At 54.9% G+C, this 25,510-nt stretch carries 24 protein-coding genes; 15 read left to right on the top strand and 9 right to left on the bottom strand.

Features of this window, described 5'->3' with window-relative positions:
• Positions 1-17: 17 nt before the first annotated feature.
• Positions 18-1,070 carry an LLM class flavin-dependent oxidoreductase gene (locus tag BLV09_RS24110; protein WP_167558872.1) on the bottom strand — a complete coding sequence of 351 codons (1,053 nt, stop codon included), beginning with the start codon at positions 1,068-1,070 and terminating at the stop codon, positions 18-20.
• Between the two features lie 164 nt (positions 1,071-1,234).
• Between BLV09_RS24110 and BLV09_RS24105 the strand changes: the two genes are divergently transcribed.
• Both BLV09_RS24105 and BLV09_RS24100 read left to right on the top strand, forming a co-directional pair.
• Complete coding sequence (locus BLV09_RS24105) at positions 1,235-2,506, top strand: hydantoinase/carbamoylase family amidase (RefSeq protein WP_100384758.1); 1,272 nt, start codon at positions 1,235-1,237, stop codon at positions 2,504-2,506.
• Positions 2,507-2,520: 14 nt separating this feature from the next.
• Entirely contained in the window at positions 2,521-3,849 is a 1,329-nt protein-coding gene (locus BLV09_RS24100) for an aspartate aminotransferase family protein (RefSeq protein WP_146689170.1), read from the top strand.
• Here BLV09_RS24100 and BLV09_RS24095 read toward each other — a convergent pair.
• Positions 3,821-4,816, bottom strand: a complete 996-nt coding sequence (locus BLV09_RS24095) for an amidohydrolase family protein (RefSeq protein ID WP_146689169.1) — start codon at positions 4,814-4,816, stop codon at positions 3,821-3,823. The two genes, BLV09_RS24100 and BLV09_RS24095, sit on opposite strands and share 29 nt — an antisense overlap.
• Before the next feature lie 114 nt (positions 4,817-4,930).
• Positions 4,931-5,947, bottom strand: coding sequence for an isopenicillin N synthase family dioxygenase (locus tag BLV09_RS24090; RefSeq protein WP_100384755.1), 1,017 nt, complete (start codon positions 5,945-5,947; stop codon positions 4,931-4,933).
• A gap of 189 nt (positions 5,948-6,136) precedes the next feature.
• Here BLV09_RS24090 and BLV09_RS24085 point away from each other — a divergent pair, with 189 nt between their 5' ends.
• Positions 6,137-6,610, top strand: coding sequence for a nucleoside deaminase (locus BLV09_RS24085; protein WP_244548813.1), 474 nt, complete (start codon positions 6,137-6,139; stop codon positions 6,608-6,610).
• 5 nt (positions 6,611-6,615) lie between these two features.
• Here BLV09_RS24085 and cofC read toward each other — a convergent pair whose 3' ends face one another.
• From cofC to BLV09_RS24070, 3 genes are all read right to left on the bottom strand, one after another.
• On the bottom strand, positions 6,616-7,236 hold the full coding sequence (cofC, locus tag BLV09_RS24080) for a 2-phospho-L-lactate guanylyltransferase (protein ID WP_146689168.1): 621 nt from the start codon (positions 7,234-7,236) through the stop codon (positions 6,616-6,618).
• Between the two features lie 151 nt (positions 7,237-7,387).
• Positions 7,388-9,058: a hypothetical protein gene (locus BLV09_RS24075; RefSeq protein WP_146689167.1), complete on the bottom strand. Its 1,671-nt coding sequence runs from the start codon at positions 9,056-9,058 to the stop codon at positions 7,388-7,390.
• Between the two features lie 207 nt (positions 9,059-9,265).
• Complete coding sequence (locus BLV09_RS24070; RefSeq protein ID WP_167558871.1) at positions 9,266-10,393, bottom strand: hypothetical protein; 1,128 nt, start codon at positions 10,391-10,393, stop codon at positions 9,266-9,268.
• 293 nt (positions 10,394-10,686) lie between these two features.
• Here BLV09_RS24070 and BLV09_RS24065 point away from each other — a divergent pair, with 293 nt between their 5' ends.
• From BLV09_RS24065 to BLV09_RS37710, 3 genes are all read left to right on the top strand, one after another.
• The gene (locus BLV09_RS24065) at positions 10,687-12,096 is read left to right on the top strand and encodes an aspartate ammonia-lyase (protein ID WP_146689165.1); all 1,410 of its coding nucleotides are present in this window, start codon (positions 10,687-10,689) and stop codon (positions 12,094-12,096) included.
• On the top strand, positions 12,084-12,656 hold the full coding sequence (locus BLV09_RS24060; RefSeq protein WP_167558562.1) for a hypothetical protein: 573 nt from the start codon (positions 12,084-12,086) through the stop codon (positions 12,654-12,656). The genes BLV09_RS24065 and BLV09_RS24060 overlap by 13 nt, the downstream gene beginning before the upstream one ends.
• A gap of 1,078 nt (positions 12,657-13,734) precedes the next feature.
• Entirely contained in the window at positions 13,735-14,139 is a 405-nt protein-coding gene (locus BLV09_RS37710) for a PilZ domain-containing protein (protein ID WP_174556563.1), read from the top strand.
• Between the two features lie 474 nt (positions 14,140-14,613).
• On the opposite strand, the gene BLV09_RS24050 is transcribed toward BLV09_RS37710, so the two are convergent.
• A complete protein-coding gene (locus BLV09_RS24050) occupies positions 14,614-15,603 on the bottom strand; it encodes a helix-turn-helix transcriptional regulator (protein WP_167558870.1) in 990 nt (329 codons plus the stop codon).
• A 214-nt stretch (positions 15,604-15,817) separates the two neighbouring features.
• Between BLV09_RS24050 and BLV09_RS24045 the strand changes: the two genes are divergently transcribed.
• From BLV09_RS24045 to BLV09_RS24015, 7 genes are all read left to right on the top strand, one after another.
• On the top strand, positions 15,818-16,672 hold the full coding sequence (locus BLV09_RS24045; protein WP_146689162.1) for an alpha/beta fold hydrolase: 855 nt from the start codon (positions 15,818-15,820) through the stop codon (positions 16,670-16,672).
• A 199-nt stretch (positions 16,673-16,871) separates the two neighbouring features.
• Positions 16,872-17,480, top strand: coding sequence for a 2-hydroxychromene-2-carboxylate isomerase (locus tag BLV09_RS24040; protein WP_146689161.1), 609 nt, complete (start codon positions 16,872-16,874; stop codon positions 17,478-17,480).
• A complete protein-coding gene (locus BLV09_RS24035) occupies positions 17,477-18,178 on the top strand; it encodes an SDR family NAD(P)-dependent oxidoreductase (protein WP_146689160.1) in 702 nt (233 codons plus the stop codon). Before BLV09_RS24040 ends, BLV09_RS24035 begins: the two co-directional genes overlap by 4 nt.
• 66 nt (positions 18,179-18,244) lie before the next feature.
• Positions 18,245-18,691 (top strand): PaaI family thioesterase, encoded by a 447-nt coding sequence (locus BLV09_RS24030; protein ID WP_244548812.1) that lies wholly within the window; start codon positions 18,245-18,247, stop codon positions 18,689-18,691.
• 137 nt (positions 18,692-18,828) lie between these two features.
• Positions 18,829-20,091 carry an MFS transporter gene (locus tag BLV09_RS24025; RefSeq protein ID WP_197684978.1) on the top strand — a complete coding sequence of 421 codons (1,263 nt, stop codon included), beginning with the start codon at positions 18,829-18,831 and terminating at the stop codon, positions 20,089-20,091.
• 29 nt (positions 20,092-20,120) lie between these two features.
• Complete coding sequence (locus BLV09_RS24020; protein ID WP_197684977.1) at positions 20,121-20,918, top strand: aldolase; 798 nt, start codon at positions 20,121-20,123, stop codon at positions 20,916-20,918.
• Positions 20,915-21,649, top strand: a complete 735-nt coding sequence (locus BLV09_RS24015) for an SDR family NAD(P)-dependent oxidoreductase (protein ID WP_349536643.1) — start codon at positions 20,915-20,917, stop codon at positions 21,647-21,649. The genes BLV09_RS24020 and BLV09_RS24015 overlap by 4 nt, the downstream gene beginning before the upstream one ends.
• A 410-nt stretch (positions 21,650-22,059) precedes the next feature.
• Here the strand turns inward: BLV09_RS24015 and BLV09_RS24010 are convergent, their stop codons facing one another.
• Positions 22,060-22,962: an SDR family oxidoreductase gene (locus BLV09_RS24010; protein WP_146689158.1), complete on the bottom strand. Its 903-nt coding sequence runs from the start codon at positions 22,960-22,962 to the stop codon at positions 22,060-22,062.
• A gap of 88 nt (positions 22,963-23,050) precedes the next feature.
• Entirely contained in the window at positions 23,051-23,791 is a 741-nt protein-coding gene (locus BLV09_RS24005) for an SDR family oxidoreductase (protein ID WP_146689157.1), read from the bottom strand.
• 119 nt (positions 23,792-23,910) lie between these two features.
• Between BLV09_RS24005 and BLV09_RS24000 the strand changes: the two genes are divergently transcribed.
• Together BLV09_RS24000 and BLV09_RS23995 are read left to right on the top strand one after the other, a co-directional pair.
• Entirely contained in the window at positions 23,911-24,804 is an 894-nt protein-coding gene (locus BLV09_RS24000; protein ID WP_146689156.1) for a LysR family transcriptional regulator, read from the top strand.
• Positions 24,805-25,106: 302 nt separating this feature from the next.
• Positions 25,107-25,313, top strand: a complete 207-nt coding sequence (locus tag BLV09_RS23995; protein ID WP_100384742.1) for a hypothetical protein — start codon at positions 25,107-25,109, stop codon at positions 25,311-25,313.
• Positions 25,314-25,510: the final 197 nt, after the last annotated feature.

Raw genomic sequence — 25,510 nt, 5'->3', positions numbered from 1 at the left:
CTGCCTATCCTCAATGGTCACCACTCACTTGGTGCGAGCTTCTCGATGATTTCGTCGTAATTCTCGCTTAGTGGCAGGATAACCGGGTATGAGATGCCGGCGTCCATCCATTCTTGTGTGCGGTCTTTGATCTGCTTTGCAGTGCCAGAGATAGTCAAGCTGTCAGCAATCTCGTCACTGACTAGCTTCATTGCGTCTTCAATCCCACCAGGCTTCGCTGGCCAGCCACCCATGGTCTGGTTGATGCGATCGAGTAGCTCCGGATCTAAGCCGCTCGCCTTGCCAACGTGAGGTTGCTGACCGAGATACTTTGTAACAAGGTATTTTGCGGTGTATCGTGCTTCAGCGACGTCGTTTGACATCGAAACATTTATCAGTTGGGGACGCTCAAAGGTGTCGAATGAACGCCCGCCTTTGACGGCTCCCTTGTTCAATTGATTCACCATTTCGCGAGTGTATTTAGCACTGAGAAGGCCGTTCAGAAGCGCACCATCAGCAATTTCTCCCGTGAGCTCTGTCATCACCGGTCCTGTTGGGCCAATATAAAGCTTCACATTTTTCGGTTCGCGCGTTGCACCGTGGCCTAAATCCAACGAAATATCGCGAACCTTCACAAATTCTCCCTCAAAGGTAACATGATCCTCAAGCATGAGGAGTCTACGAACGATCGTGAGATACTCGCGCATTTGAGAAACGGGCTTTTTGCGGTCTATTCCCTGTTTCCAGGCCAACGGATCCCAGTATGCCCCAAGACCACATACAACTCGTCCGGGGGCCATTTCGTCGAGCGTAGCCAATGTCATGGCCATGAGAGCAGGCCCACGCGTCCAGGAATTCACGATTCCAGTACAAAGCTGAATGCGTTTTGTTACCGCTGCGAAAGCGCCCAACACCGAGAAGGCATCCCGTGCCAAGCGGGTCTCTGTAACCCAAGCGGATTCGTAATTGAGCTGCTCGATTTTTTGAACTAGTTCCAGTTGCTTCGTAGCTGAAGGCCGATCTAGAAAGCAAAACCCTACTCGGTTCATAGACAATCTCTCATCTGGTTTGCGAAGCTGACGGTGATCCATCGCAGCGCGATGCATTGATATTAGAATGCCCGATTGTATGGCGGGATTGCCGGTCGGCTAGGTTTGCTACCGGTCAAGCCGGGCGCCTACGGTTCTATACGTGTTTTCTGTCATGACCCTGCTAAGGGGTGACATCTGGAAACGCGCTCCGTCGGAACTAAGAAATGCAAGAAAACTTGATCGCTGAGATTGAAGCGTTAGGCCCACGACTGAAGGCGCTCTTCGAGACAATTGCCGCAAATACCGGGGATAAACCAGGAATAACGCGTGCTGCGTTCGGGAGCTCCGAAACGGCGGCGGCCGAATCGATAAGTGAATTTGCCAGGTCCGAAGGTTTAAAGTCCTCTTTTAATCGCGTTGGAAATCTTGAAATCGTTGACGACCGGCAAGCCGATCTGCAAGACGAGATAATAATAGGCTCGCATATTGATTCAGTGCCTCACGGTGGAAATTATGACGGTCTCGCTGGCGTTATTGCCGGACTCGCTGTACTTGCGGCATTTCGCCGGACCAACACGCAGACAAAGTTTCGGATCAAAACGATTGGATTTCGATGCGAGGAAAGCCCTTGGTTTGGTCCTGCCTACATCGGTAGTAAACTTCAGTTAGGTCTGTTGAAGCGGGGCGACCTCGACATTCTGACTCGTTTCGATACTGGGCAAACCCTCGCCAGTCATTTAGGCGCCATCGGCGTTATAGTAGATGATTCAATCGCCCAACCGGTTAGCTCGCTTTCTGGTATTCGAGCTTATCTCGAGTTACACATTGAGCAAGCCTCCCTTTTAGAAACCGAAAAGGTGCCGGTCGGAATTGCAACGGCGGTACGCGGGAATATCCGTTTTCCATTTGCAAGGTGTATCGGTTCGCATGCCCATTCCGGAGCTGTTCCACGGCATTTGAGACGCGACGCCGTTCTGGCTACAGCAAAGCTGCTCGCTCATGCGGACTTCGTCTGGAGTGAATTAATTGAGAATGGTAATCAGGACTTGGTGTTCACGTGCGGAATTTTTCAAACGAATCCGCACGAACATGCAATGACGAAGGTGCCAGGCGAAGTAAATTTCAGTCTGAACATCGGAGGTACCGATGACGCAGTTATGGAGTATCTCTATTCGTCAATCGCGAAACGAGCCGATGAGCTCCAGGTGGAGCACGGCGTAGAATTCAGATTCGGCGATCGTGTTGGCACGTCGGCCGTAAAGCTTGATATGCATCTCCAACAGGCGGCAACGGAAGCCGCGCGAGACCTCAATTTGACAACTCGATCGATGCCGACGGTCGGTCATGACGCCGCTATGTATAGCAAGCAGGGTATTCCATCGTCGGTATTATTAATGCGCAATAGTAACGGAAGTCACAACCCAGATGAGCATTTGGAAATGTCAGACTTCGTCATGGGTTTGAAAATACTGGCAGAAACTGTCCTCACAATATAAGCGATTGGCAATCTATGAAGAACCGCATTCCTAACGAGACAGTTGAAGGCGCTTTGGCGGACCTTCGCGACAAGTATCTTAAAATCAATCCCAAGAGCGCTAGAGCGTCTTACGAAGCTGCCAAATATTTGCCTGGCGGAAACACCCGCTCAGTTCTGCATTATAACCCATTTCCCTTGACGATTGTAGCGGGAAAAGATGCTGAAGTTACTGATCAAGATGGTCATACCTACCTAGATTGTGTCGGTGAGTTCTCTGCCGGGCTATATGGACACTCGGAACCGGCCGTTCAGCGTGCAATCATCGATGCTTTGCACGATGGAATTGTTCTCGGCGGTCCCACCGTCAGAGAAGCGGAACTTGCAAAGGTGTTAACCGATCGCTTTCCGTCAATGGTATTAGTAAGGTTTTGCAATTCTGGGACCGAAGCAAATCTTCTTGCGCTCGTAACTGCTATAGCCAGCACGAAACGAAAAAAAATTATGGTTTTTGACGGCGCTTACCACGGAGGAGTGTTTGCATTTCCTAACGGCAGTGCTGCCACGAATGTTCCTTTTGAAGTTGTTTTGTCGGAATACAACAATATTGCTGCGGCGGTCTCGACAATAAACGAGAACTGGGGAGAGCTTGCCGCGGTGATTGTGGAGCCCATATTGGGAGCAGGCGGAAACATACCGGCGAAGCCAGAGTTTCTGCAGGAGCTTCGGACACGTACAGCAGAGTACGGGATTCTGCTTATTTTTGACGAAGTGAAAACGTCCCGGCTCGGGCGAGGTGGTGTTCAGGGACTATTTGGCGTGAGACCCGACATAACTACTCTTGGAAAATATATTGGAGGCGGACTGCCAACAGGAGCGTTCGGTGGCCGTCGAGATTTGATGGAAGTTTATGATCCTAGGCGGAGTGACGGACTCCGGCACGCAGGCACGTTCAACAATAATCCTCTCACGCTCGCCGCGGGACTGGCCGGCCTAACCGAGGTTTTTACGGAAGCAATAGCCGACGAGTTCTTGCAGCGTAGTGAAGAGTTCAGGCTCCGTCTGGGGGCTGACTTGAAGAGGGCGGGTGTGCCGATTCAGGTCACAGGTCTAGGATCTCTTTGGACCGTTCATTTCACGAACGGAGTAATCAACTCACCTTCGAACATTCCGGCAAGCAGTCGCCAAATTGGTCAACTATTTCATATGGCGATGTTGATGAAGGGCATTTTAGTCGCCAGTCGCGGAGATATTGTCTTGAGCCTCCCTATGACTCTGAACCAGTTTGCACGAATTCATTCTGCAATCGTTGATTTCGCGTTCGAATATTCGTCGCTTATAAACCGGGCCGTGTACCCAAGATGATCGCTGACGCGGAATGAGGCCTTTTAGCGCTCCTTAGCCGCGGAAAAAGACGCAAGGCATTCTCTCCAAAAATACCGGTGGATTCCGGCGGCGTCATGCCGAGCGCCTCGAGGCCATGTATTGCATCGTTCACGGTTGCATCGTCTGCGAACGGAAAATCTGTTCCAAAGAGTATTTGGTCGCTTGGAGCAAGTTGCCGAAGCGATGAAAATACTCGCGGATTCGCGGACAGTGCAGTGTCGTAGAACAATCTAGATAGCGTAGCAGGGACACCGTCTGGAACATTGTTTCGGAAGTCAGGCCTCCTGGATAGCCGGCTGATCCTGTCGGTCAAAAAGGGTACTGTCCCGCCGGCATGAGTAAATATGAATTGTATCTTCGGATACTTTGTCAGGATCCCGCTCGCAAGTAGGTCGACAATGGCTCTTGTTGTTTCGAAAGGGAATTCGAGCGAGGGAGGAGGAAGATAGCTTGGTAGCGCGCCGTAGGGCGCTGACGTTGGATGAACAAAGACAACACTGCCGCGCCGATTCAATTCTTCTAAAATGGACCCGCAATCAAGTTGTGAAAGATAGGAGCCGCTATAATTACTCATTAATCCGATGCCGTCGGCGTGCAAGGTGTCAAAAGCAAAAACTAATTCGTCTAAGCTCGCGGCAACGTCCGGCAAAGGTAAGCTAGCGAAAAAACCGAAATTGGACGGTCGATTACTGACGATCGACGCCATATGTTCGTTAGTCTTTCGTACCAGAGCTTTTGTTTTAGCGATGTCCCCAAACCAGAAGCCAGGTGCAGAAATTGATAAAATCGAACAATCAATCGAGAAATGGTTCATCGACTCCAACGATCGCTCAACACTCCATAACGGAGCTTTACCGAAAAGCCCGAGTGCAGCGGTGTGTTCCGAGCTCAGCGCGGCTTCATAATAGGGAGGCGAAATGTGGTGATGGACATCGATTCTAAGCATGATTCTGTGCCGATATTTAAGATATGAGGGAATTATATCGAGAGATGAACAAGATATCCCAGAGCACACAGGTGCCTCGATCAAAGACCTGTCGAGGCACCCAGGGGATAGAGGTTAGACGCCGGCCGATCCAGTCTTTTTATCGTCCGTCGTCATGTGTTGCGATTTCATTTGTTTGTTCAGGTAGATATCTCCAAATTTCTCAGGAGGGTATTGTTCTTCTCTCTCCGCACCGTAGAAGCCATTTTCACATCGAATCTCTGCATCCACATTTGGATTATGAAAGAACACGACACTCGTGCGACCAATGTTAGAGAGCTCTGGCGGAGGATTAGTCACTCGATGCAAATTCGAAATCCAATGATTGTTCGTCCACCTCATCATGATATCGCCGATATTGCAGACGAACGCCCCGGGTTCTGCTTTGACCGCTATCCAGTTTCCTGAGCGAGTTTTAACTTCGAGACCTCCTGGAGCGTTTTCTGCTTTAAGAATAGTCAACGTTCCGAAATCGGTATGCTCTCCGCCTCGCAACTGTCCGGGCTCCGGAGGTTCCTCTTGGGGGCCGTAATAGATGACACGCATTGTGCTTGTGTGCTGATTTATTCTAGTGTCAAAATATCTTTCATCTAGGCCGAGCGCCAATGCAAAAAGACCAAGCAGGTGCGCGGCCAACGGCTCCATGGAGCGGTAATACGATTCAAACGCCGTTTTGAACTGAGGTATATCTTTCGGCCAATAGTTTGGCATGAAGAAGAGCCGCTCGGCTGGCGTTCCTTTCAAGTGAGCGGGAACGGAATCAACCGGTCCCATGCCGTAGCTTTCATTCAGATCCGGTGGAGTTTTTTTTCCAATTGAATATGCAAATGCTCGGCTGCCAACTCGGGTATAGCCACGGCAGATTTTCTCGGGTGGTTGACCGCTTAGCTCCTTGAACTCCAGCGGCCGGGCAAAAAAAGCATGAGCTTGTTTTTTTACCAAATCTATCTGAGAGTCCTGAACGCCGTGGCCAGTGATTGCAAAAAAGCCAATTTCTTCACATGCCCTACGAATCTCTTCAGCCGCTCGTTTTTTCGCTTGAGCATCGCCTGTAAGCGAACTTGCGATATCGATGACCGGAACTTCTTCCATCGTCTTTCTCCCTAGCAATGCTGCTGGCTAGAAGCACCAGGTGTCTAAAGGCTCGCAGCTAGTCTTCAATCTAATCAGTTAGTCAGATAGAGCTGTAAGTAACCTACGGTTCAGCTTCTGTCGGCAAGAGGAAAAATAATTTACATAATGAGCCAGCTAAAGGTAGCGGAACCAGCGGAGCGGAATTTCATGCTGACGGACCCGGATCATTTTATGAGTAAAGCATTCAGGCTTGCTCGCGCTGGCATGGGCAAGACGGGGCACCGCCCGTTCGCCTGCGTTATTGTAAAGGATGGCAACGTTGTGGGGCAGGCGGTAAGCCAGTCTCGCAATAGCCTTGACGTGACTTCTCATGGCGAGGTCTTGGCTATTCGTGACGCGAGCAAGAGATTGGCGAGCCGAGATTTGAGTGATTGCGAACTTTACACTACTTGTGAACCTTGCCCAATGTGCGTTGCGGCAATCTGGTATGCTAAAATCTCAAAAATGTACTATGCTTTTACGCTTCGCGAGTGCGAAGCGATCGGCGTATCGACGAAGGAATTAGTCGAAGAGCTTCAGCGTCCAGTGGATCAGCGAAAATTGCCGTCCGTTCGAATTAAGCAAGAAGAAGGCAAAAGGCTCTTCGTTGACTGGCAGGAGGCGCCCAATTTCGTGCCCTGATTGCTTTATGCTGCAAGCTCGCCGTTCGCGGCGCCCTCGATCCATCTTTTATAATGGTCTGGTTCGTCGATATCGAAGCCGAGATAAAACTCATCGACGATAGACATGCTTAATCGCTGGTCCGCGGCTTCCTGCCTATGCGAAGCCAAGCTGTTGTTACCGTACCTAAAAGAAAATTTGTTTAGGGCCTTCGGCGAGAGACAAATCATATTTGTCCCGACGCCGGAGCGGTCGGCAGCAAGAGCAACGTCTTCGGAATTTTTAGCAAATGCCTTTACCGCAGATGACGTACACAGTGGAAGATCAATCGGCATCACCAGCAGGCGCTTAACGCAAGGGCGCGCTTTAAGCAGGTCCAGACGCCCATCCTCCAGAGCTTTGTTTAAACCATTCCCAGTGTCTAAAACGCTCAGCGCACCGCATGACTGTCCGATCGAAAGTACCTCGGGATCATCGCTTACGATTCCGATATGGTCAGGAATAATAATCGAGCGGGCTAATTCCAGGCTTCGCAATAGAAACGAGCGACAGAGTTGATGTCGACTTTCATCGCTCAACACGCTAGCTAATCTCGATTTTCCTCGCGTGAGCGCCTTGCAAGGGATCAAAATACCGAGGTTTTCCATTTTTAAAACTCTGGTTGAATGTCCAATATAGGTACTCAAACCTCAGCCTGAGGACGATCGACACCCTAAGCATGCTTAGAAATGAAAAGATTAAAAAGTAACTTTCGGTATTCTGAACCAAAGTGGCGGCTTAACCTTAAAAGTGATCGCCCTAAGAAAGAAGGCCCGCCTTCTTTATTCCTTCGCGAAGATGCAGTGCTAAATCGGGTAGCGCGACGAGATACTTCAGATATTTGTTCGAAACATCTTTAAAATTCGGGCAGAGTCGGAGAACCTCTCGGGCAGCCGCTCTTGCTTCCGAGATCCTGCCCAGTTGAGCGAGAGCTGCTGCTCGCAGCAATGGCGGAGTGAAGCTTTCAGGACTATTGTACGACGCCAATTCGTGAAGAGCAGCGCTGTAATTGTTTTGATTATAAAAGCTAAGAAAGGTGGCGCGATAGGGCCAAGCCGGAGGGTGCAGCAGACTTTGCATAGCCTCTTTGATCATTCCCGTTCCGACGTTCCAATCGCCTGCCAAAGCTGTGAAGAAGCCCGCACTTAGCTTGGTGCTCGGAGCGTGCGGATTATCCTTCAGGATTTGAGCGCAGGTATTACGAACTTCGTCTAATTCGCCTCGATAAAGGCGGTGCAAGGCCATCACTACATGAGCGTAGGCGCAGCGATGGTCCAGTTCGAAAGCGCGCTGTGCATATCTCTCGACGAGCGACAGCCAGTCAGCGTCATCCTGAAAGCCCAGCACGTTACCGTAAAATATGGTGTGGGCCAGCGCAGCCCAAAGTAGCGAGTGATGCGGTGCGGCCAACACAGCTCGATCAAGATCCCGTCGAGCCTGATAATACGCTGATTCCGCGAGCGTTTTAGCTAGGTAACGATGGCGCTGGATTGCCACGTTAATAGTCCACGGCCGGTCCACTCCATAGACGGCCTCTAGGCTTATCTGCTGAGATATTACTCCATAGTAGTCAGCAACGGTCCCGGCGACCCTTCGGCTTATGTAGTCTTGCGGCGCAAGTCGGTCTTCATCGTTCAGATCTGCGTCGAAACTTTCTGACCACAAAATTGATGACGTCGTAGCGTCGTGTAAGCGCATCGTCGTCCTTATACTGGCGCTCCCTCGTCGAATGCTGCCAGACAAAATAAAGCGACTTGAAAAGCCTTTTGCAATATCGAGTACCGCAGTGGCGGGATCAATATACTCACCAAGGGAATCGACGACGAAGACTGAGAGTTCTTGGTATCGAGCAAGTTCTACGACTAGCTGATCGTGCAAACCCCGGCTGAACTCGACCGTATCCGCATCACGAGCTACCGTTGCGAACGGCAACACGGCCAAGCGATGAAATTCCGGGACAGGCAACCAGGTAATATTGTGGCGATGGTGATTCGTCGCGGTAAGGGTATTTGCTGACTCAATTTTTGTATTTGAAAGCGCGGGCCAACTGAAGGTTGGCACGTAACTTCCCTTTGGAATCGAGATAACGATTGGGTCTTGAGCACCATCCCGGAGGTAGTAGTTCTCTACAGCGCGCCGAAGCTTTCCTGCTTCAAGTCGGACGACTGGATCGATTTCCGGATCGAAGCTTGACGGTCGACCGAGCACCTCTGTAGCAATGCAATATTGTTTCAGTCGCTTTGAATTCCCGACCAAGGTCTGATCAACAATGTAACTTAGGAACCGTCGCGGGCGGTCAGAAGTGGCGAAAGCGGTATTCGAAACAATGCGCGCTAGCTGTCCTCGTATCTCATCTTCCGATGGCAGGCGCATCAACGAAATGTCCGAGTCTGGGCCTTCGTGCGGCCCGGCTGTTTTTTCGCTACGCATTAGCTACGTTCCAACTTACTGCATGTAAACGATGTCCATGAGGCGTAGCAAATATCATGCCTAAACTCAACTCGAACTGGTACAGTATGCCTGAAAGTCCAAAGAAACAAACGGTATAAGGGCCGAGAGCTGTCAAAAGAAGTTTTTGGCGAAAAAAAAGGCGCTGCGGGACATCGCGGCGCCTTCGCTCTTCGCTGAGGGATAGAACTAGAATTTTAGCGTCATGCCCGTGGCGTAAGCGTTGGTCGTACAGCTATTTGTACTCACTCCATTTACGGTGCAGACGAAAGGCGCGGAATTCGCGTCGTTACCAAACTGGTTTTGCGTATATCGATAAGCCGCCCATATATCCACCTCGTGGGCATATTTTTTGCCAAGGAATGCGCGCCCAGCGTCGAAAGTTACCCGGATAGGCTCGCTGTTGATTTCCGTCTTGGTTGGCTCTTGTCCTGGGACGCCTTCAAATGGGCCTTTCGGGCCATATACTCCTACGCGGCCACTAATAGAAAAGAACTGCACGGACTCTGGAAGAAAGCCGAGATCCATATCGTAGTTGACCTCAAGCGCCCATGTATCTTTATAACGCGCGTTACCATCTGGGCTGCAACCAACCGCCGGGGCGAAAACGCTTCCACATTGTGTGTAAGCATTGTGGCCAAGTTCCGATTTGTAAAGAGGAGCGACATTTATGTAGCCGTGATACGGAAGGTCAAATGCAAACTGTAGGCCGGCAACAACCTGTCGTGTAGCGGACGCAAAATAAGTTGCCTGCGAACCGCCATCCGCACCGACCTCGATCGACACATTGTGGAGTGGTCCCGCCGTGAATGCCTGCGTATCGAAAATTTGGTTGAAGCCGAACGTGCTTCGGATCAATCCGTACATGTTCTGTGCGCCAGCGCAATCCGCCGGTACATTGAAGGAGCCTCCTCCTGGAAGTGGATTGGTTATGACACCTACGTTTGTACACGGAGATGCAGGATCATTGTGATCTGATTTCGACCAGCCAACCGTAAAAAAGTTTGTACCATATGCCCACGTATCGAAGTGAGTGAACGCGACCACGTTCATGTTGGTTTTTCCGTTGTAGCCTCCACCGGGTTTGGGGCTGTAATAGCCTGCGTCGGTAGTGTTGAAGACGTGCGCATAAGTTAATCGGTTATCCACGTAGGAAAAAAACGGGGCATCGATTATTGGCTTCGGTTTCGCCTTAATGGGCGGCGATTGGTCTGCCGCGAAGACTGGCGTCGAATATATGGATAAGCATGTTAGTGCGAGCTCAAAGAGCCGTCGGGCGACATTTCGAGAAGACATTTTAACCCCCGTTTTCAGCATTTGACTTAACCGCTCACGATGCGGTCACGCAGATTGCGATGTGCAGCTTCCAACGATTGTCATGGCCTCGTCGCGTAAGCTTCGGTCGCTTACCGTTCGCTACGGCGAAAAGCACTGATTAAGCCGACAGAATAGGCGGACTAGAGCGTCCGGTCGTCCAAAGATTGAGCAGTGTGAGTTCAATCGCAATGCGGCGTGGCTGATTGTTGGACAAGGGTGGACGAGACAGTCGAGAGGGGCGTGCGAATCTCCTTGATTCAACGATTTACTCTCTCGTTACATTAAGGAGTCGCATGTCGATCGTCAGAGTGGAGCACGATAGTTTAGGACAAATAATTGTTCCCGAGGGGGTTTACTGGGGCGCGCAGACGGCTCGCGCTGTCCAGAATTTTCAAATCAGCGGATATTATTTCTCTCAATACCCTTGTTTGATCAGGGGGCTTGCAATGGTGAAACAGGCAGCGGCAACAGCCAATTTCGAAATCGGCCGCTTATCCGAGACCAAGTGTCATGCAATAGTCAGGGCCTGCGAGTGCGTTCGTGCTGGGATGCTGGATGACCAATTTCCTACGGACATGATGCAAGGCGGTGCTGGAACGTCTGCAAACATGAACATGAATGAAGTGATAGCCAATCGAGGCCTCGAATTTATCGGAATAGCGAAGGGTCGTTACGACCAACTTCACCCCAACGACGACGTAAATCTTAGTCAGTCCACTAATGATGTCTTCCCGACGGCAATTCGCATAGCTATCGCCGCTGAGTCCATTTTTCTGGGAGAAACTTTGAAAAACCTCGCAGAAGCATTCAACTTGAAAGGGCAAGACCATCTAACAATAATGAAGTTAGGAAGAACGCAGCTGCAAGACGCTGTCCCTATGCGTTTAGGAGATGAATTAGCAGCATTCGGCACTGTCCTTCGAAGTGAAATTGACCGTTTGAAAGAGGCCAGGGTATTGATGCACGAAGTCAACTTAGGCGGAACTGCGATAGGCACTGGAATAAATGCAGGATCAAAATTCAGTTCTATGGCGCTTCAGACCCTATCAAGGATCAGTGGCATTGATCTTCATCAGTCGTCTGATTTGATAGCTGCAAGTTGGGACGTAGGCGCATTTGTTAGTTTCTCAGGTGTTTTAAAGCAGATCGCGGTAAAGCTATCAAAAATAGCCAGCGACTTAAGGCTTTTGGCATCTGGCCCACAGGGAGGCATAGGTGAAATAAGACTTCCGCCGAGACAGCCAGGCTCCTCGATCATGCCTGGAAAAATCAATCCTGTTATCGCTGAAATGGTGAACCAGGTTTGTTTTCAGGTAATTGCGAACGACCTCGCAGTCGGAATGGCTGCGCAAGCTGGCCAGCTCCAATTAAATGCATTTGAACCCTTGATAGCTTACAATATTTTCAATTCGTTGAAGATGCTTACGAACGCCATCAAAACCTTCACCGAGCTTTGTGTTGAGGGCATTCAGGCCCAGCCCGACGTTTGCCGTCAAAACCTGAATAAAAGTGCAGGGTCGGCGACCGCGCTCGTTCCGCTGTTGGGATATGAGATTGCGGCAGAAATCGCGACAAGAGCATTGGCTAGTGGCGAAAGTGTACGCGAACTCGCGATTCAGGCCGGGCTGTCGGAAGATGAGGTAAACCAACTTCTCGATCTCGATTCATTGGTGGCCGGAGGAGTAGAGCAATGTGCGGAATAATCGCTTCCACCGAGGGTAGGACTAATATTGGGATTTCTGATGAGCAGCCGAATAATATATTCTCTGTGTTAAGCTTGACGAATCTGTTTTTGGGATCTGACAGGTCGTGGGGTATTTTTTGTCGGCCGTCCAGGGATTTGGCTCGATTCCTCTATGTGCCCATCGTTAAGAAAGTTAACGATGCCACCTTTGGTGAGAAGGAAGGAAATGCTGTGCGCGAAAAGATCGTCTCGTTGAATCGTTTTAAAGGGCACATGTCGGCAATTTCTCTCGTCGCGCTGTGTGTCTTATCGTCTACAACCGTTGTTTCAGCCTCAGGAAATAAGTTGGTGGCTGAGGTTGATGACGTGTGCGCTCCTATCGGTCGTACCGAGGACGGAAAGCTAATCTATTCTTTGAAGTGCACTATTATTCCGAAAGTCGATTCGCAAAACGAACAACTTGGGAGTGAACAGGTTGAAAAAAATACTCAATCGCATGGAGGCTTGTTCGGATGGTCTTTGCAAAATCGCCAGGACGAGCCAGGAGCGCGGCCAGCTATTCCTCCATCTCCAAATTGATGAGTTCGGATTAGGCGTTTCTTTTTTGCCCCCTCGACCCCTCTACCAGTCTGCAATTATTATGAGTATCCTTGTTCATTCTACACCGGAAATTCGTGGGCTATTGGCGGGCCCTGTGGTGTCAACGCCCATTATGCACAAACGCTAGCGCAAACCCAGCGGGCCGCGCGCGCTAACGTCAAGCGTCCCGACGCCGATAAATCCCGGCCCGCTATGGCTTGCTTGGTGCATGTTGGCTGATCTGGAAGACCGCTGTTTTGTTCGGGCGCTGCAATTTTGGCTGTTAGCCTCTGGGCGCCGTTGGCGCTCCCGCAAGTCGCTCATCGTTGGCTCGGCTGGCCCGGGAGGTTGACGTTGGCGCCGCTGCCAGTCATCGCGATTATCTGTGGGATCGGAGTGATGCGCACACGCTGGAGTAAGCGCTGGCGATGACGGGATCTTTACCGCGCTAGGCGAATCGGAGAGCATGCGGTCATCGAACTTGGCGGCCGCATTGCGCGAATTGGAGGCTGATGGTCTATCGCACAGAAGCCCGACGCAGAAGATCGTCGAAAGGTGCGCGTGCGGTTATTCCGACCGGTCACAAAGTTATTCACGAGAACATCGCTCGCCGCGAACGATGGCCTGCTGAGGCAGTCGAGCGGTCGCTGACCACCGAAGAGAGAGCGCTTTCGTTCAAGGCAGGCAAACTTCTGGGTCGTGTGGCCTCGTATAATGGGCCTGCCCCCCGCGTTTCGGGCCAGCTACGGTCATGAATTGCGGGAGTAAAGATGACGGAAGCGAGCCGCGCTCCGGTCCTTTCGATCATCGAAAAGTAATCTCCAACATGACCGATGCCAACAAATCCTCGGGCGACGTCGACCCCATTGAAGCGAATTAGATCATCGCCACTCATCACAAAGCAAATTGTTGTGCAATTTGGGGCAAGCTGCATGTCTGCAAGCCTGGGAAATGAGTGCACGAGCGATATGTCGAAGTCAGCAAGGTTCAAAATCGACTGTTGCACCGAAATTCTTCGGCAATCGGTGTAAAGTTAACTCTGAACTTTCGCGACGCCTGCCTGAACTCATTGACGTCGGTGAAGCAATCCGACCGCGTTCCGTTCACGAAGGGCTTGATCGTTTACATCATGTCGATCGACGGATCATGGCGCCGTAAGTGTACGCTGCTCGATATTTCCAGGACGGGCGCCCGCCTTATAATAGCCGACTCTGTCGCGGGATTAAGCCTCAAGGAATTTGTCTTGTTGTTTTCTGCGAGTGGCCGGGTGTTTCGACGCTGCGGGCTCATCAGGCTCAACGGAGACGAAATGGGTGTTCGTTTCATCGAAGAAAACACCGGCCGCGCTCAGAAAAGCGGCTATTTGTCATTCAGGCCTATTCGTTATCCGCGACCCATATTATTGAAAACCCGGTCGGCAGGCGGGAACTTATCGATTCGTTCGGTCTTGCTGAACAATCAGGGCGGCCACTCAGTCTGGTAGCTCCTCCCAGGATGTGAATAAGCGACAGTGACCCCACCACGGTGAGGCAGATCAACGGCTCAGCTCGCCGATCGGCGTCGGGACCCCACGCCGATTAACACGAATGAGCGCCAAGGTCATATCACAGCCTACGGCTGCGAACGCAAACGAGCGCGCCTGAACGGGTTGTTTCTACGCAAAGCGCACAGGGGAAGGGTTTATTGGGAAGGTAGTCGATCGGTGGAAGAAAAAGGTAGGGCAGGGGAGCAGAGGTACGGAGGGAGGGGAAACCTGCCCTCTAAATTGATATAGCGGCATTCACCGGAATTGCGATCGAAGCGGTGATCAATATTGCGCAAGGGGTGAAGCGATCCCATCGACTTCGGGACACGGGACCGGTACACACGGCGTCCTCGGGCTTGCAAGAAATGCCTGATTTTATTGGGTTTTTGTGAACGGCGAGGCAGTCCCTCCCTCTCCGCCATATCGGGTGTTTCATCCACGCCAAGATCGTTCTGCCCTAGCGTTGCGCAATGCTTTCGGAGTAACGCCATAGTTTGCCTTGATGGCGTGCGAGAGGCTCGAACTGTCGGGAAAGCCGTTGCGCAGCGCTACGGTCGTTAAGCCGGTGCGCCCCCTTGGATCACTTTCGATCTCTCGTTTCGCCTGTTCCAGCCGCACCATGCGGACGAACGCGGCTGGCGTGATCCCGCAGTCCGCGAAACGATTGTAGAGCGAACGCCGGGACAGGCCGAGATCATGCGCCAGCCGCGCGGGAGTGTAGTCGAGATCGGCGATATTTTGGCGGATCAGCCAACGGGCGCGAAAAAGACTCGGAGCGATTTGTTCCGATGGCGGATCAGCGATGCCGTGATTGACCGATCCCGTTGCCAACTCGAATAGCGAATGGAGGACGAGCTCGCTGGTGCTGTCGTTATGGGGCTGGCGCATCAGCGCCAACATGCCTGCCGCCGAGGCCGCCGCAGCACTGCTAGGCTTGAGCACCAACTCCTTCTCGCCTCGCTCCACCAGATTGAGCCAGGCGGGGTGCGCTCCAGCATCGAACGTGAGGGCCAGGCCCTCGTAGCCATCACTCATGTTCAGAAAATAATCCGAGGATGAGCGCGTCACGAAAAGCTCCCCGGGGTTGATCGCGATTGCTCTTTCTTGGTCCTCATAGGTCATTACGCCGTTCAACAGCCATACGAGCTTGATAGTCTCGCCGAACCCGAGAGCATCGGCATGGCCGACAGTCGCTTCTGCCGTCCAGGACGAAGTGCGCATATGGGCGATCGCATGCGCGCCGATCTTCCGCACCGTGATGTCGCCATCCGAGTCCGGAGGAACATCGAAGAGCACGTAAGGGAAATTTCGCGTCAACGCTTCGCGGAGTTGTCCGGGCCCATTCGCGCGGTCGCTCGGCGCAGGTTGCTCGACCGAGTTCGTATCTGGAATGACATTCCTTTGTTCGGCTATACGCACCACGAACCCCAATCACAGCTAACTACGGCGAATCATAGGACCCTTTCGGCTACGCGCACCACACGATTTCGGGAGCGCACGGGTCGCGCGTCATGCCGTTGGGCCCTCATTGCGCGACTTTCTGGCCGTCGCCATGCCGCTCCAGGCAGGCTGACCAAAAAATGCACCGTACGACAATCAGCTGCACGTGACAGCAAGAACTGTCTGCGTCGCTGTGATGAAACGATGCGACCACCGCAGAGAACAGGAGCAGCGAATGAACGCAAAGATAAACACGATGAAAGTCGTTCGAGACGGGGTCTCTCTTGCCTATCATGAGGCGGGAGGCGGAGACGGATCTCCGATCCTTTTCGTACATGGGTTCGGGTGCAACGGCGGCCACTTCCGGCTTCAGCAGCAGCACTTCGCCGCGTTCACGCGCACGGTAGCTGTTGATCTCAGGGGACATGGTGCAAGCGATGCGCCGCTGCAGGACTATGGCCCGATCGGCTTTGCGGACGATCTGCGGTGGCTGTGTGACCATTTGGGTCTGAAGCGTCCGATTGTGGTCGGGCACAGCATGGGCGGCAATATCGCGTTGAAGCTTGCGGCGCGCGCGCCGGACTTCGTCAAGGCCATCGTCATGCTCGACACCTTCGTCGACGGCGATGCATCCTTCTTGCAGGGGCTGCGCGAGCTGTCAGACAATATGCAGGCCATTGGCGGATCACGCCAGCTCTTCGAAACGCTGTCGGCCATGTTGTTCTTGCCGTCCGACGATCCGGAGTTGAAGAAGGACGTTCTGGAGCAGTGCGCGCGCACGCCTTGGCATGTGCTGACGTCGGCTTTCGCGGCGCATCTCCTACATGGCTCGAGCGTGACCGATCTCCAACAGCTTGCCGTTCCGGCCGCCTATATCGGCGCCGACGGATTACCGACAGAAATTTGGCGGGTCGAGGGTATCAACGCTGGCGTCAGCACCGGAAAGACCCTTGGCGTCGGTCATTTCTCCCCACTGCTTGCCCCGGACCAGATCAACGCGATGTTGGAATGCTTTGTTGGCCGTGTAAACGCGTCCGTGGCTCTCGCCTGAAGCGGAACGACCGCCCGCTACCTGGCTGCGGCGATCCATGCCGCTTCTCTGACAGTCGCCCAGGCGAAGCAATGCGCTGGCGAAACCCACTCTGGCGATTCTGGGATGCTACAGCCGTAACCTAAACGTTCAATCCCGAAATGTTTCCGTAAACAGAACAAGCGATCCTATTCAACCTGAAGTAGCTCTTGGAGAGAAGATGCAAATTCAGTTCATTCTCGACTATCGAAGCCCATATGCGTATCTGGCGAATACGCAAATAATGTCGATGGGCGTGCAGATCAAGTATGAACCAGTCGAGATTGTTTCCGTCATGAAGAGGGTGAACAATCAGCCTTCACCGATGTGTCCGCCGAAAGCGAAATACGCCGGTCTCGACGCGGCACGGTGGGCGAAGCATTACGGCGCGCCCTATTCACCCAACAGACCGCTGCTTGAGGCCTTACGAACAGGACAACTCAAGAGTGACCTGCTTTCGCGAGCAGCAATTGCGGCCCAGAAGTTAGGCGCCTTCCAGCAAGTTAACGATGCGCTGTTCGGCGCGGTTTGGGCCAGTTCCGCCGAATTGACGAGCGCAGATGATCGACTAAACTTTCTCACGAGCCGCGCTCTTCCACAGGAATTGTGGGACGTCGCAGAATCCGCCGAGGTACAAGAGCTGCTTGCCGCCAATGGCGAGCGGGCCGTCGCGCAGGGTGTATTTGGCGTGCCAACCTTCTTCGTCGATGGTGAAATGTTCTTCGGCAATGATCGACTGAGTTTCGTCAAGGCCAAGCTGGATGGCGCAAGGGCGAACATCAACCAATGACCGGGAAGCGCGCGCTTGTCACGGGCGTGGGACCCGGGACCGGGACGTCGATCGTACGGCGGTTCGTCGAAGGCGGCTACGATGTCGCCATGATCGCGAGGAACGAGGAGCGGCTGCGCCAGCTTGAGGCGAAAATCGGCCACACCCAGGCTTTCCCCGTCGATGTGGCGGATACCGCCCGCTTTGACCAAACGCTCGATCGTATTCTTGCCGACTTCGGGCCGCCGGAGGTCGTGGTCCACAATGCCGTCGGCGGCGTGTTCGGCAATTTCATGCAGATCGATCCAGCCGCGCTGCTGCACAACTTCCAAGTCAATGTGATGTCCATGCTGCATCTGGCCCGACGTACCGCCCCTGCGATGATCGAGGCCGGTTCGGGCGCGATCGTCGCGTCGGGCACTACGTCGGCGCTGAGAGGAAAAAGTAATTTTTCCGGCTTCGCTCCGACCAAAGCGGCGCAACGGATCCTTGCGGAGTCGATTGCCCGGGAGCTTGGTCCGAAGGGCATCCACGTCGCCTATATCGTCATCGATGCAGTGATCGACCTCGAATGGACACGAGCCTTGCGCCCGGATGCGCCGGACGACGTCTTCATCCAGCCATCCGACATTGCCGAAGAGATCTGGCACGTGGTGCATCAGCCAAAGGGCGCCTGGTCCTTCAATGTAGAAGTCCGCCCCTTCAAGGAGAACTGGTGAGCAAACGCAAAATTCAGACAGGCGTGAGCGGGAGCACAACGAACTCACGAATATGGAGGTGTACTTATGTCAATTACAGGCCGTGACGGCCCGTTCTGGGATATGATGGAAGGCCGCGTCGCTCTTCCGCGTATTACGGAGCTGCTAGGATTCAAACTTATTGCAGTGGATCCAACAGCAGGAACATTGAATGCAGAGTTTCAAGGCGCACCGCAGTTTATGAATGCGGGAGGCACGATTCAGGGCGGCATTATTACCGCGATGCTTGATGACGTCATGTCCTATGCAGGAACGGCCTTCCTCAATGGGACCCACATGTTACCCACATTGGAGATCAAAACGACTTTTATTCGGCCTGCTCCGGTGGGACCGTTGTTCGGCGCGGGAAGACTCGTTCATCGCGGGCGAGATTTTGCTTTTCTTGAGGGAGTACTGAAAGGAGATGGCGACAGGTTGCTTGCTAGCGCTACGGCGACGGCGCGCATTCTTCCGATACCATCTCAAAAAGAATAGGGAATTATCCCTTGGTGTTTGGTTACCAGGAACGACGCTGTGCTCGGGAGAGCGACAGGATCGAAATGACCGACGTGAACACGTGCCGGACCGCGCAACCCTTTGCGTACCGCCAAGTCGAAACCTCTGGCCGGTCGATGCTGAGGATTACCCTGGCGACCATGATAGGCGGGGCGATCGAAGCATTCGATTTCCTGGCCTACGGCACGGCCACGGCGGTCGTGTTCAACAAGTTGTTTTTTCCGACGTTTGATGCCACGGCCGGGCAACTGGCAGCTTTCGGCGCGTTTGCCGCGGGTTTCTTTGCGCGGCCTGTGGGTGGGCTTATCTTCGGCCATTTCGGCGATCGTCTCGGCCGCAAGAAGATGTTGCTGATCGGGTTGGTCTTGATGGGTATTGCAACTGTCGCGATCGGGCTATTGCCGACCTATACCTCGATTGGCCTCGCTGCGCCTGTCTTGCTGATCCTGCTGCGCATCGCCCAAGGAATTTCATTCGGCGGAGAATATGCGGGCGGCATGTTGATGATGGTTGAGCATGCGCCGGTGTCCAGGAGGTCTTTCTTCGGAAGTCTTCCGCAGTGCGCGGCGCCGATCGGCCTGATGTTGGCGACCGGCGCATTCGCGCTGGTCAGCCTGCTCCCGGAATCCGCGTTTTTGTCTTGGGGTTGGCGCCTGCCATTCCTCGCGAGCGTGGTGATGTTCGCGCTCGGCGTCTATATCCGGCGCGATGTCGAGGAATCGCCGATTTTCACGTCGCTGCAAAATGCGCGTAAAATATCGGCATTTCCATCCCGTGACGTCGTCAGCAAGCACTGGCGGTCGCTGCTCCTTCTGATCGGCGGCAAGCTCGGAGAGGTAACGCTGTATTTTACGCTCGTCGTATTCTCGGTCTCCTATGCGATTACAACACTCAGGTTTTCGCGCAGCGACGTCTTGCGCGCAATTACGGTTGCGGCGGTCTTCCAGCTTGCGGGAATCCCGTTCTTCGGATGGCTCGGCGACCGGGTCGGAGCACGCAGGCTCTACATTTTTGGCGCTCTTTTGCTGGCGCTCTCCGCCATTCCGCTGCTGATGGCAATGGGAAGCGGATCACTACTGGCCTTCCAGATCGCCGTGATCATGGGCCTGTCCGTCAACTATCCGATCATGTTCGGTCCGCAGTCCCATCTCTTTAGCGAACAATTTCCCGGCGAATTGCGATATTCGGGTCTGTCTATCGGGATACAGATCGCTGGCGCGCTGGGGGGAGGGCTCGCCCCGATTATCGCAACGTCGCTGATCGCGAGGTTCGGCTCCATTCAAGCTGTCGGGGTCTATCTCGCGGGGCTCGGTCTTCTCGCCGCGCTCTCTGCTTATCTGATGCGATCTGCCTTTCGGTCGCCTGCATCGCCGCTCTGATCATTCATTCGAAGAAGAGGGAACCACTGATGCCGGAAATGCTCTTGCCGACTCCGAAGGAGAAAAATGTACACGCGATCCAGGCGGAGGCCGACCTCGCGAGTTTGCCCGCGACGGCCGCATGGACCGATGTCCAGAAGATCGCGCTGGCAGCACGCATTCTTGCCAGTGAAGGTCATTTTGGAGGGCTCGCCGGCCAATTGACGGCGCGGATCGCCCAGGACCAGTTTCTGACGCTTGCGCTAGGCACCGCGTTCGACGAGGCCAAGCCGTCCGATTTCATCGTTGTGGATAGCGATCTTAGGGTGATTGACGGCAAGGGGATCCCCAATCCGGCGACGCGCTTCCACCTGTGGATCTATCAGCACAAGCCGGGAATCCGCTCCATCGTGCATACTCATCCACCGGCCACGTCGGCCTTGTCGATGATCGGACAGCCGCTCATCGTCGCGCATATGGACATGTGCATGTTTCAGGACCAGTGCGCCTATCTGCCGGATTGGCCGGGGCTACCCATTGGCGACGAGGAGGGCATCATTATCTCGGAAGCGTTGGGGGATAAGAAGACCATTCTGCTCGCCAACCATGGACTGATCGCGGCCGGCGAGACCATCGAAGAGGCGGCATATCTCGCTTTTTTCTTCGAGCGCGCCGCCGCTCTTCAGCTTGCGGCATCGGCAGCCGGCACGGTTCATCCTGTAGATCCCGACAAGGCGAGAGAGGCCCGCGACTTTCTGCTGAAGCCGAAGATCGTCGAGATGACATTTCAATATCTCTCACGCAAGGCACTGAAAGCGACTGCAAGCAGCGAGGGAGCAGGTGAATGATCATGGAGCAATCGATTGCTTGGGTGGTTGGAGTTGGTGCCAGCCGAGGCTTAGGCGCCGCCATCGCCAGATGCTTCGCCCGTGAAGGATTTAGGGTTGCTGTTACGGGTCGCTCCCCCCGGTCGCTTGCAATTGTAGTCGAGGAGATCATCGCCGCCGGGGGCCAAGCGATCGCACTTCCCGGCGATGCTCGCGACGAGTCGGCACTGACTGCAATTCTGGAGCGGTTAGAATCAATTGGCCCCGTCGAAGTCGGTATCTACAACGCGGGTAACGCGATCTGGGGGCCCGCGCTTGAGACCTCCTCGGCCGATTTCGAGGAAATCTGGCGCGTCGGTTGCTTCGGAGGCTTCGTGTTTGGCCGGGAAGTTGCTCGCCGGATGCTCCGGCGCGGCCGGGGAACGATCCTGTTCACAGGTGCGACGGCCGCACTGCGTGGTAAGGCCACCTTTACCGCCTTCTCGGCGGCCAAAGCAGGCCTGCGGATGGTGAGCCAATCCTTCGCACGAGCATTTGGACCCCAAGGCATCCACGTGGCACACGCGGTCATCGACGGTTCCATTGAAGGTGACAAGATCTTCAGCGTGATCCCTGATATTGCACAACGAAAGGGACCGGATGGGCTGCTTGAACCAGATGCGATCGCCGAGGGGTACTGGTATCTCCACATGCAGCCTCGCTCAGTATGGTCGCAAGAAATAGATTTCCGACCTTATGCGGAAAACTTCTAACGGCTCGTGCGCGGTGTCCGTCGCGTCCGCTAGCGTGGTTTTTCGATCGCCGCCTCTCACAGCGCGCTTGACAACAGCCTCTTTGAACCTGGTTTTCGGCATATGGATTGGTGAACGCAAGATCGAAAAAAAGCTCCGCGAATTTATTCACCGGTCGAGCTAGGAAAAGCAAGAAAACTGGAGGGTTCAAACGGTGGGTTTTGGTCTAGGAAGGTCAAAAATGCTCGATCTTTTAATGGGGATTGACTGACTCCCTCTCCGCCAGCTTCCCGACTGTCCAGCCCGGAGACATAGGTAACAGGTCGTACCTAAGACATGGGTGACAGCCTCGTGCCGAACGGGTTGTCGAGGGGCTGCAGGGTTTTCTGCTCCAGGTCGAAATATCCGAGATCATAGTGCATGAAGCCGGATCAAGCCTTGATCGTTGGCCTTAACAAGTCTTCGAGGCCGATGCGGCGGAACATCTCGGAACGGACGCGATCGGCGACGCCGTTGACGATTTCCGCTCCGTCTTCGGACGGATCGACATGGGTGCGGAAGGGCCGCTTGCCGAACGGCATGCCGACCACGTTGACGATGGCGACGGCGACCTCGCCTGCATCGGCATCGGCGGGCTCCAGCGCGGCGAGGCCCTTCAATGACTGCTCGGGCACGCCCTTGTAGGGACCTTCATTGTATTCGGCGGCGCGCGCGGTGTCGGCCGGCGAGCCGGAATGGGCGAAGTGATTGGTGCCCTTGGTGAAGGCGCCGGGCACGATGATCGCGGTCTCGATACCCCAACGGGTCAGTTCGCTTGCATAGGAGACGGCGAGCGAATCCATCGCCGCCTTGGCCGCGAAATAGGGCGACAGATAGGGCGGCGTGCCGCCGCGGGTGCTCGATGAAGACACCCATACGACAAGCCCCTTGCCCGCCTTGCGCATATAGGGCAGCGCGGCGCGATTCACGCGCTGGGTCGAGAGTACGTTGATGTCGTAAAGCTCGGCGAACTGCTCCGGCGTGAAGGCTTCGGCCGGCCCGAAGGACATATGCCCGGCGTTGTGGATGACGACGTCGAGATGTCCCGTGTCGGCGATGATGCCGGCGATGCCAGCTTCTACCGAAGCATCGCTGGCAACGTCGAGTTCGACGGTGCGCAGGTCGACGCCGTTTTCCTGGCCGAAGGTGGAGGCATCGGCGACCGCCGGGGCATTGCGGCCCTGTGTCGCGCGGATGCCAGCATAAACGGTGTGACCGGCCTTGGCGAGGGCGCGGGCGGTGAGCGCGCCGAAACCGCTCGACGCGCCGGTGATGACGATGACTTGCTTGCTCATGGTCGTGTTCTTTCCATGGTTGGGGGATGGATCGGCCGAGAACGCCGCTTCATGAGGCGGCTGCCGGCGGCCGCCGCCTGTCCTTGCGTTAGATCATGCCGCCGTTGGCGCGCAGCGTCTGGCCGTTGATCCAGCCGCCGTCCGGACCGGCAAGGAAAGCGACGGACGCGGCGATATCCGCCGGGGCGCCGAGACGCTCCAGCGGGTTCATCTTCGACATGCGCTCGATCAGCTCGGGGCTCTTGCCGTTGAGGAACAGGTCGGTGGCCGTCGGGCCGGGCGCCACCGCGTTCACGGTGATGTTGCGGCCGCGCATCTCCTTGGCCAGGATCGCGGTCAATGTCTCGACCGCGGCCTTGGTGGCGGCATAGACGCCATAGGTTTCGAGCTTCAGGCCGACCACGGTGGTCGAGAAATTGATGATGCGGCCACCATCACGCAGGCGCTTGGCCGCCTCGCGCAGCGTGTTGAAAGTGCCCTTCAAGTTGACGGCGATCTGGCGATCGAAGTTCGCGTCATCGGCGTCGGCGATCCTGGCGAGCTGCATGATGCCGGCATTGTTGACGAGGATATCGACACCGCCGAAGGCGGTTTCCGCGGCATCGAACATCCGGCGGACGGCATCCGCGTCGGCAACGTCGGCTTTGGCGGTCAGGGCCTTGCCGCCGGCCTGTTCGATCTTGCGGGCAAGCTCCTCCGCCGGAGCGGCATTGCCCGAATAGTTGACGACGACGGTGAAGCCGTCCCTGGCGAGGCGCTCCGCGATCGCGGCGCCGATGCCTCTGGATGCGCCCGTGACGATGGCGACCTTGCTGCTGTTCCCTGACATCGTCTTTCTCCTTCCGTTTGCGCCAAAGCGCGTTTCGATGAGGAGAAGATGCCCCTTTCCGTTGGGCGGATAATCATCCAATATTCGGCATCACTATCCGGAATTCACGAACAAATAAGATGGACAGACTAGATGCCATGCGGGTCTTTTCCCGCGTCGTGGAAAGGCGCAGCTTCACGCTGGCCGCCGAGGATTTGGGCCTGCCCCGCTCGACCGTCACCGATGCGGTGAAACAGCTCGAAGCCCACCTGGGCGTCCGTCTGCTAGAGCGCACGACCCGCCATGTCAGTCCCACTCTCGATGGCGAAGCCTATTACAGGCGTTGTGTCAGTATACTCGCCGATATCGAGGACGCTGAGGGCGCCTTTGCCGGCGCCAAGCCGAAGGGTCTGCTGCGCGTCGACATGCATGGCACGCTGGCGCGGCATTTCGTGCTGCCGCGCCTGCCGGAATTCCTCCAGACATATCCGGACATCGAACTCTACATAAGCGAGGGCGACCGGCTGGTTGATCTGATCCGCGAAGGTATCGACTGCGTGCTGCGCGTCGGCACGCCCCAGAACAGCGACCTGATCGTCCGGCGCATCGCCATGCTGGGCGAAGCGACGCTGGCCTCGCCGGCCTATCTCGAACGGTTCGGCACGCCGGCGCATCCGGATATGCTGGCCGAAGGGCATCGCATGGTCGGTTTCCGTTCGTCAGCGACAGGCGCGGTGTTGCCGCTGGAATTCACCATCGACGGACAGGTCTGTAACCGCGTCCTGCCGGCGACGGTGTCAGTCAACGCCGCCGAGGGCTATTTCGCAGCGGCCAAGCTGGGTCTCGGGCTGATCCAGATTCCGCGCTACCATGCCGACCATGCGCTGAGGACCGGAGAGCTTGTGCAGGTGCTGGAGAATTTTCCGCCGACGCCCAGTTCCGTATCCGTCCTTTACCCACACAGCCGGCAACTGTCGCCCCGCGTGCGAGTCTTTATAAATTGGCTTGTCAGTATCTTCGACCGGGCGACTTAGATTCCCGCCTCGACGACGGAACGCGCGACACCCGCGCGCTGGTTGGCATCAGTGAGCTGTAGCGTGCATTTAGGTAGCTAAAGCGTGGACATAGTTCCCATCTTCATTGTTCTCGGCCCGCCAGCTTCCCAACCGTCGTTTTCGCTGGAAAACAACTCAAATTTGCCACGAGCAGGCCCGGCAATAAATGGCCACGTATCGCTTCTGTCTTTGCCAGAAGGCCTGCCCGCCTGTATACCAACGGGATGTGTTGCGCAGCCGGGCTGTTGCAACTACAGCCCCCTTCAACGGAAAGACCCGCGATGGCACACAATTACGCGATCAATGACGACGTCCATCACCAGCTGCAGGGCCCGCAGGGCCGCGCCGACGTCAAGCAGCGGAGCATCTATACCATTGTCACGTGCTTGCCGATCGAGGCGGATGGACGCCCGCGCTATCGGATCAAGAGCAAGAGCGAGAATATCGAGCGCGTGGTGACCGAGGAACAGATCAGCCGGCTGGGTTGATCCGACCGCGCAGACCAACCTTACGTTGCTAACCGCAAGAGCCCAGCGACAGCCGCTCTCTGCCGCGCGGCATGGCTTTCGTCGATGAACGCCCCAGTGAGCGGATTGCCGCTGCGGCCGCCGCCGAGGCCCAACGACCTGCGCGGTCTCCAGCGCGATGCTGCCCCCGGGCTGTTTGAAGTGGAAAGATCGGCCTT

It is taken from the genome of Bradyrhizobium canariense, assembly GCF_900105125.1.
In the GTDB taxonomy this organism is placed as follows: Bacteria; Pseudomonadota; Alphaproteobacteria; order Rhizobiales; family Xanthobacteraceae; genus Bradyrhizobium; species Bradyrhizobium canariense_A.
This window is presented reverse-complemented; position numbering and strand designations above follow the sequence as displayed.